The sequence below is a fragment of the Oculatella sp. LEGE 06141 genome (assembly GCF_015207605.1).
Taxonomy (GTDB): domain Bacteria; phylum Cyanobacteriota; class Cyanobacteriia; order Elainellales; family Elainellaceae; genus Oculatella.
The window spans coordinates 1-8,126 of sequence record NZ_JADEWO010000115.1 but is presented as its reverse complement, the minus strand read 5'-3'; the positions used below and the strand labels follow the sequence as shown (position 1 = coordinate 8,126).

Here is an 8,126-nt window from a genome sequence, read left to right as displayed (position 1 = left end):
GTGTGGGGCTGGGCGTTGGGCTGGGGCTGGGGCTGGGACTGGGTGTGGTCGGAGAAGGCGAGGGGCTGGGAGTGGGCAGCGTGCCTTCAAAGGTGAGGTAAACATGTCCCAGGACGCGATCGCCAAAGGTGCGCTTGGTAAAACGCCAACCCGGATTTAAGGTGAGTTTGGCGAAATTCTGCGTATATCCATTAGCCCTGGCAATTTGCAGTTCTGGTTGACTGCGATTGCTCGGTGCTCCTATCAACACCAAATCATTGTTGCGGTTGACGACCCGCAAACTGTATTGCAACGCCAAATCTTCCCCGTTCACTCGAATTGAATAGCCGTTGCTGTCGGTGCTACGACCACAAATCCCGGTGAAGTCAAACGTCAGCAGCAGTGGATCGACCAAAACAGGATTGCTGCCCGATTCGCTCCAGCAGGGGCGAGCATTGGACACTTGTTCTAAAATCAGCAGTTGATGAGCCGTTGTGCCTCGTGGAGCCGCGATCGCCGCAAAGGTTGACTGATCAACTTCTCGCTGTCCAAAGGTTGCTTGCGAGACGGCGGTAGATGCAAAAAGAGTGCCAAAACTAGCCATAGCGACTAGTGTCACTGCATATCGACGAATAGATGCGCGCATAACCATTTCTCAAATTTTTCTAGCGAATACTAAGGCAATTCACGAATGCTTGAGCGATCGCTCAACCTCATTGGCTTAAGCAATGAGTGGGATGACCGTAAAACTTCTGACTACACTGCCTGCAACTGTAAAGCATTGTCGTTGAGACTACAGGTCGTTATAGCTGAGTCATGTACGCATCATTGCAACTTTCCACATCACGCAAAAGTCCATGTTGCTTGTATGACATAAAGATAGGGCTTCTTGTGCCCAACGTATAAATTCGTTTGGTTATCTTCACACATGAGTATAACGGTACTTAAAAGTATCCACGTCACATTCCACGCTTAAATGACGTGGGCTTTGCTTGCTCATTTATGAAAGTCTTGAAGCGATCATTCATGAAGCGATTACAGTATGCCCAAGGCTAACCCAGACAGTTAACTTCATATTACCTGCGAAGGCATTCTATACCTGCGAGGGCATTCTATATAGAGAGACATCTACTACTGATCCATCACTATGGCACGCTCAACCTCTCAAAAGGCGGCCTTTGCACTAAATGCGATCGCCATCACAGTTGCGATCGCCCTGGTCTCAGGTCATTTTCGGCTAAATCTTAGATTGATCAGCCAGGGCTCCCCACAACCGATCGTCCAGATCCAGTGGTCGCATTTTGGGCAAGTTAAGCCTTAATTTATTGCGCTGGCTCTCCACGGCACTCCATCGCACCCAGATATCTTGCACCTATGCAAAAATCGGTGTAAGCTACGCCCCTGACAATTTTTAAGCGTACAGTTCGTCGAACTGTATCGTTATTTGCGTGGTACTGCTGGGCACTTTAACAGTGATTCAATGGCAGCCGTTGAGTACTGGTCACGTAAAATCAAGCTTTGGAGGAAGCTTCGCATCAGGTTAGCCATTTTAGGGATGGATAGAACGTTTGATACTCAGACAACTGTTTAGATGGTTCCTGCGTCATTTCATTAGCAACATGCCATGCTCGCCATCAAGCTTAGATAGTGCTGTCAAAGAGGACTGGACTGTTGAAATTCATTACGCAGCCAGGGAGCAAGTTAACCCGTCTAGGCATCAGACTGAGCCATTGGTTTGCCAAAGAGCGCAGAGTTTTACTGACAGCAACCAGCGTGACAGGGTGCATTGTCATCCTGCGTTTAGTAGGAGCGTTGCAATCCCTCGAACTTGCTGCGTTAGATCAACTTTTCAGGTTGCAGCCTTTAGGTTCTAGCGACAAGCGAATTGTCATTGTCAGCATCGATGACAACGACATCAGTCAGGTTCAGCGCTGGCCTATCCCAGATGGAGTGATGGCTGAACTGTTGCTCAAAATTCAGGCATATCAACCCCGGGCAATTGGGTTAGATATCTATCGCGATCTTCCAGTTGGTTCAGGACAGGAACAGCTTGATCAAGTGTTCGCCAGTATGCCCAACCTGATTGGAATTGAAAAAATTGAAGATACGGAGAGTGTTGGTGTTTCCCCCTCTCATGTGCTTGAGCAAAACCATCGCGTTGGGTTCAACAATGTTGTAGTTGATGTCGATGGCAAGGTGAGGCGAGCCGTCTTGTTTTGGAATACCGAACGAGGGGTACGCACCAGCTTTGCCCTGAATCTGGCGTTGATGTATCTTAAACCGCAGGGCATTGCGCTTCATCCGTTGCCAAACCAGCCTAAATATCTACAGTTTGGGCAATCCGTGTTGCGTCCGTTGAAACCGAGTGACGGCGGATATGTGCGAACGGATACGGGCGGTTACCAAATTTTGGCATCCCCCCGCCATCCCGAGGCTCGGTTCTCAAAAGTAACCCTCAGCGAGGTGCTAGCCAACCGGGTGGAACCGTCCCTGATGCGCGATCGCATCGTTTTAATTGGTTCGACAGCGGCCAGCCTCAAGGATTACTTCTACACCTCCTATAGCAGCAGCTTAAGAGGCAACGCTCAACCGATTTCTGGCGTTGAACTCCATGCTAGTTTTATCAGTCAACTGCTGAATGCAGCCACCGAAGGGCGATCGCTCGTGCAGGTCCTGCCTCATGCTGTCGAGTGGCTCTGGATTACGGGTTGGACGATGGTGGGTGCCTGTCTGTGCTGGGAAATTCGCTCTCCAGAACGATCGGCGATCGTTGTGCTGGCAGCAAGCGTTGCATTGGGTGGAGTTTGCTACATCGTTCTCATTGCCGGATGGTGGATTCCAATGGTGCCACCCCTGCTGGGGCTGCTTGGCTCTGCGGTCGCTATTACAGGCTATATTGCCCACCTGGAAGAGGAATTGAAGAAATCCAAAGAATTTTTGAATTCAATCATCAATTCAATTCCCGATCCGGTATTTGTTAAAGACCAGTGGCATCGTTGGATTGTGTTAAACGAAGCCTACTGCCGCTTTGTTGGCCTTCCATTAACTGCACTGATCGAAAAAACAGACCATGATTTCTTTTCCCCGCAGCAGGCTGACTTTTTTTGGCAACAAGACGAGTTGGCGTTTAGCCAGAGCGGAGAACACGAAAGTGAAGAGGAATTTACGGATGCAAACGGCGTTACCTATTCCATTGCAACCAAGCGATCGCTGCACCGAGATGCCGCTGGCAATTTGTTCTTAGTAGGGGTCATTCGTGATATCACACGGCGAAAGCAAATCGAAGACGAATTAAGACGAACGGCAGCGGAGCTATTTCGTTCAAACGCAGAGTTGAGGGAAGCCAAAGATAGCCTGACTCAAATGGCTTACTACGATCCGCTAACGGGATTACCCAACCGTAAACTGTTTCAAGAACGCCTCAGCCAATCGCTCAATTGGGCTGACCGACACAGCCACCTGGTTGCACTCTTGTTTCTTGATCTGGATGGGTTCAAGCTGGTAAACGACTCTCACGGTCATCAGTTTGGAGATTTGCTGTTAAAAGCGGTTGCCCAACGGCTGACGGGCTGTCTTCGAGGCAGTGACACGGTAGCTCGGCTAGGAGGCGATGAGTTTGTTGTGCTCCTGCCTGCCATTCCAGGACAGCAGGATATTGCCAGAGTCGCACAAAAAATTCTCGATACGCTGTCGCACAGCTTCGTTTTGGAGGGAAAAGTGGTATTCATCACCACTAGTATTGGCATTAGTATCTATCCTTTAGATAGTCAAACTATAGATGATTTAATCACCTGTGCTGATATGGCGATGTACGATGCTAAGGAGTCTGGTAAAAACCGTTACGAGTTTTCCGCAAAAGAAGATACGCTATAGTCGTTACCAAACAGGCGATTACCGATTGCTGAAGCAACGTTGAAAGTATGTATCAAAGTTTACTAAATTCACAATGTCATTCACTGAAACTATTTAATTGGTAGCTTTCTGTTTGGCTAGAGTATTCCTACAGGGATTGAGTCAGGCAATGGTTAAACGAATTCTTTTAGTTGAAGATAATGAAATTCATCGGTTACTCACCGAGGAATTTTTGACGTATCAAGGCTACAAGGTGTTTGGTTTGCCAGATGGCGTTGAGTTTTTCGCGGCGATCGCCGCGTTTAGCCCTGACCTGATTTTGCTCGACCTTAACCTGCCCAACATCAGTGGGTTTGAACTATTAGAGCAGTTTTCTCAGTCGGCTTGGGCATCCATTCCCGTGATTGTGGTATCGGCCTATGCGTTTGAGCGAGAACAGCAAAAAGCCCGTGAACTCGGCGTGTCTCATTACCTGACCAAGCCCATGAGCTTAAAGATGCTGGCCAACACCATCGAAGCAGAGTTGTTTCAATCGGTTGCCTATCTCTCGTCCAGGCAAACATCGTGCCGAGTCCTGTTGGGTTAGCGACGGTTAAAGATACTGTGGGCAGTTGCGGCACCTGTGGTTTGACTGATCCAGCCAAGTCCCTGGCTGGTTCCCACCCAGATTTTATTACCAACATCAGGTGAAAGAGCCAAAATACGGCTGGATGGTAGTCCGGGCGTTTCGCTAATAATTGCGCCATTGTAAGGATTCACCCGGTAAAGACCGTCATGGGTACCCACCCAAACGCTACCAGCCTGATCGAACTGCACCGTGGTGACGTTGCGCTCTCGAAAGGGAGTGACCGATCGCAACACTTGTCCCGTTGTTGGATTGATGACCAGTAAACTGCTGGGTGTTCCAACCCAAAGCAAGCCGTCGGGCGCTAGCGTTAATGCCTGTACCGTTCGCCCTGGCAAAGAACCCAGTTGCCGAAGGGGGCGAGCGCTAGCAGTATCTATCCGAACTAAGCCATCCAGGGTACCCACCCACAATTGTCCCTCGTTGTCGAGTGTTAAAGTATTGGCGCTAACGCCGGGTAACTCTCGAAGCGTTGTCATGAGTAGCCCTTCATCTGGGCTAATTAATGCTAATCCTAGATCCGTGCCCACCCAAAGATAGCCGCGTCGATCGATCTGTAAGGCCAAAACGCGATTGGAGGGCAGCGTGAAGTTTTGCGCTGTAATTTCATTCGTTCTGGAATCAACCCGTTTCAACCCGTCATAGGTGCCGACCCAAACGCGACCAACCCGATCTTGCGCCAAACTGCCAATTCTGGTGTTGGGTAAGGGAACACGAGCCAGTACCTGTCCGGTGTTGGGGTTGATCCGCACCAAACCCTGCCACGATCCGATCCATAGATTGCCCGTGTAGTCTTGCTGGAGAGCCGTAACCCGGTAGTCTTGTTCAAGCTGAACATCGTCTAAGCGGCGCTGGTCGGGTAACGGCGCAATGCGCGGCGGTGGCGGTTGGGTATCGTAAAATGGGGTTTGTTGAGGTGCAGTAGATTGGGCGATCGCATCAGACAGGGGCACAGCATTGTCCCAGGTAGATTGACCAGGGTGGCTTGCTGCAAGCACGGGACGATGGGGTAGAAACCGTTTGCCTGAAACCTCAATTCCCCCAAACAGGGTAGAACCAATAACCAATAAGGTGCAGATGGGAAGACGAGCCATAATACTCAGAGCAACGTTGAAGAACAAGATGAATCAAGAGGCTGAAACGCCAGGTTGCCTGAATCGTAAACCAGAATGATGTTGATCTGATGCAAACTAACGCTCATCTCGGTTCGGGTTGTGCATCAGCATACCCGCACAGCCGCCAAACAAACACATTTATGAATCCACTTTTTACTACGTGCTAGAAATATTCATTTGTTTTAACAGAAAAAAGGCTGAAATCAAGCTATTGTTTGAGCGCAAAAGGACTTTAAAGACCCTTTGAAATACCAGAAAAGGGACGAATGCAGCCCATTTACTCGTTTCAAAAATCCTCTGAGACGACTTCTGCTATGACCAGAAAATAGTCTGCTAGATGGGCTAACTGAACCCTGGATTTGTCAGTTAATTCGATTGATTTGGAGGTGAACCTCATGCCAGAACTGATTGATAAGGCGTTACAGGTTTTTGACGCTTACATGCATGAAGTCCATCCAGAACGAACTCAATCCCTGCTATATCAGGTTGCCAGTCGCATCGTTCGCAAGCTAGGCAATGCAGAACTTTTAGAAGACGAAGTCAACAGACTAGCCAATCAAGTGGTGTCCGAATTTGAACGCATGGGGGTACCACGGCAACCGCCCAGTCTGGATGATCGGGAACTGGCACTTCAGATTGCGGCTGAAGTTGAAGCATTTCGGTTGGAACAATCCCGTCAGGTTCAAGCCACCAACGTGCTGCAACCGATCGCGTCTAACGAGTTGCAAGTGACTGCTAATCTTCAGTTTGTGCCCCAACCGTTGCCCTCTACCGAAGCGCCATCTTAGCCCACCGTTTCAGGAAGCCCAGCCAGGAAGACGTTAGAGAATGTTAAACCTCAATCGAGTCAGCCACAGTCTCGCCGGGATGGGTGTGGGGCGTGGTGAATGCAAATGAAAATGGCTGTACGTGTGATCCAACTTTAAGCATTTGGATTAGCTGGCCTTGGCTAACGAAGATGGTTTTTTAGGAGAGGGCATCTCTGCTTCAGTTTGCCATACTTGCCAGTAGGCTTTGATGCGATCGACAAATGCCTTTGCTCTCTCTGCATACAGGCGTTGTCCCCGCAACTTAGCCGCCATTTGCAGTTGTTCTCGACGACAACCGATGAGGTTAACCAACTCATCGATTCTGTCTTTCTTGTTGAAGCGTTTGGGTTGAGTGGTTACAAACTCACATAGCACGGCCAGATCGTGATCATCCCCCAGATCGTTTGCCAAAAGATGCGCTTGTTCGATTTGTTCAGCCATCATTCCTGGCCAGACAGGTTGCAAAATCTTGAGGTGATACCACAAATCTTTTACCCGTTTGCGCCATTCGTGCATATTTTCAGCCGTAGGCTGTTCGCCAGCCACCCGAAACGCCTCTTTGCCTTGTTTATACATTTGGTTCAATCCGTGCTGTAAGGAGAACCAATCGTCATGTTGAAACGGCCAATCATCGACGCGCTTTCGGGCTTTCTTCAGCATGGCGATCGCTGAAGTGGTTGGATTATTCTCGGCTGGAACCGAATTTTGAGTGGAGCGATAATCTGCTTCGAGGGTCTGCCGAACCTTGGCAAATTGATCTGGTGCGATCGCCTCTGAAAAATGCGCCGTTAGCTTATCGAGTGTCTCGATTCGCACCTGGGCATCTCGCACATCCGACAAGAGGCGACCAATATCACGAAAGCAGGCGTTTTCTCGTTTGTAAGTGGCTTTGCCAATGTCCTCTTGTACCAATCGGATGACAGCACGAATCTGCTTAAATCGTTTCCGAGACTCGTGTACCGCTTTTTCTTCTGATGTTCCGGCTTTACCTGTGAGTTGCTCTAACGCTTTGTCAATTTGCTCAAGCACAATGCGTTTAATTCCGCGTGATACAGGTTCGTTGGGTTTGAGTTGGTATGCCATTTGAAGCTCTCTAAACATGTGAAAGCGGCAAAAGCGAACGTTCTTTACCCCATCTATCCGAGTAATTGCTGCGTAAGCCGTTAGCCACTGCTGCTAGGAATCCTGCGTCATTCAGACTCATAACAGAAATTCCAATCTTCATCATACTTTGACCGATATGAACCCAACGTATCACCACCTTAAAGACAGAACTTTTGCCCGGAAACACGAGTTGCAAGCCAATTTCTCCAGGTCTTTTCTGCTTTATTACAACGCGTCACAACAAAGCGTCTGCCTATCCATTCCGGCATGGTTCAAGGGATGTTTTAAAGTGCTGAGTGCAACTCAAACAGTTCCTGACAATTTGCTGCGTTTTCAACCATCTCTCATGCTGCGATCGCCCGGTGTTCTACGTCTGGTTGTTCAACAAGCTATTGTTCAGTGGACGGTTGCTGTCGCTGTGCCTGCTGGAGGGCGGCTTCACTGTTTTGGCGATATAGCTGAATTCGATCTTGAGCCGTAGTGTAACGATTATCCTGTGCTGGAACTTGACTCATCAAATCGGATGCCCGTTGCCAGCGAGATGCCAGGTCGAGCCAATCTGCTGACGATGCCGCCGTTTGCCCATCTGCAACCGCTCGTTCTGCAAGCCGCACCGCCTGCACAAATGGGTCGGAGGTGGGG

General features: G+C 49.2%; 7 protein-coding genes and 1 pseudogene. 4 read left to right on the top strand and 4 right to left on the bottom strand.

Features of this window, described 5'->3' with window-relative positions; all coding sequences use genetic code 11:
* A partial coding sequence (locus IQ268_RS31525; RefSeq protein WP_228035904.1) for a DUF3747 domain-containing protein occupies positions 1 to 625 on the bottom strand: 625 nt, incomplete at its 3' end.
* A 501-nt stretch (positions 626 to 1,126) separates the two neighbouring features.
* Here IQ268_RS31525 and IQ268_RS31520 point away from each other — a divergent pair.
* The 3 genes from IQ268_RS31520 (at position 1,127) to IQ268_RS31510 (ending at position 4,417) form a co-directional block, all read left to right on the top strand.
* Positions 1,127 to 1,300, top strand: coding sequence for a hypothetical protein (locus IQ268_RS31520; protein WP_193887353.1), 174 nt, complete (start codon positions 1,127 to 1,129; stop codon positions 1,298 to 1,300).
* Positions 1,301 to 1,650: 350 nt separating this feature from the next.
* A complete protein-coding gene (locus IQ268_RS31515; RefSeq protein WP_228035903.1) occupies positions 1,651 to 3,852 on the top strand; it encodes a CHASE2 domain-containing protein in 2,202 nt (733 codons plus the stop codon).
* A gap of 148 nt (positions 3,853 to 4,000) precedes the next feature.
* Positions 4,001 to 4,417 carry a response regulator gene (locus IQ268_RS31510; RefSeq protein WP_193887351.1) on the top strand — a complete coding sequence of 139 codons (417 nt, stop codon included), beginning with the start codon at positions 4,001 to 4,003 and terminating at the stop codon, positions 4,415 to 4,417.
* On the opposite strand, the gene IQ268_RS31505 is transcribed toward IQ268_RS31510, so the two are convergent.
* On the bottom strand, positions 4,414 to 5,550 hold the full coding sequence (locus tag IQ268_RS31505; RefSeq protein ID WP_193887349.1) for a two-component regulator propeller domain-containing protein: 1,137 nt from the start codon (positions 5,548 to 5,550) through the stop codon (positions 4,414 to 4,416). The genes IQ268_RS31510 and IQ268_RS31505 overlap by 4 nt on opposite strands.
* 416 nt (positions 5,551 to 5,966) lie before the next feature.
* On the opposite strand from IQ268_RS31505, the gene IQ268_RS31500 reads away from it, so the two are divergent.
* Positions 5,967 to 6,359, top strand: coding sequence for a hypothetical protein (locus tag IQ268_RS31500; RefSeq protein ID WP_193887347.1), 393 nt, complete (start codon positions 5,967 to 5,969; stop codon positions 6,357 to 6,359).
* A 147-nt stretch (positions 6,360 to 6,506) separates the two neighbouring features.
* Here the strand turns inward: IQ268_RS31500 and IQ268_RS31495 are convergent, their stop codons facing one another.
* Together IQ268_RS31495 and IQ268_RS31490 are read right to left on the bottom strand one after the other, a co-directional pair.
* Positions 6,507 to 7,463, bottom strand: a complete 957-nt coding sequence (locus IQ268_RS31495; RefSeq protein ID WP_193887345.1) for a CHAD domain-containing protein — start codon at positions 7,461 to 7,463, stop codon at positions 6,507 to 6,509.
* Positions 7,464 to 7,873: 410 nt separating this feature from the next.
* Positions 7,874 to 8,126, bottom strand: a pseudogene (locus IQ268_RS31490) (hypothetical protein); the annotation flags it as partial.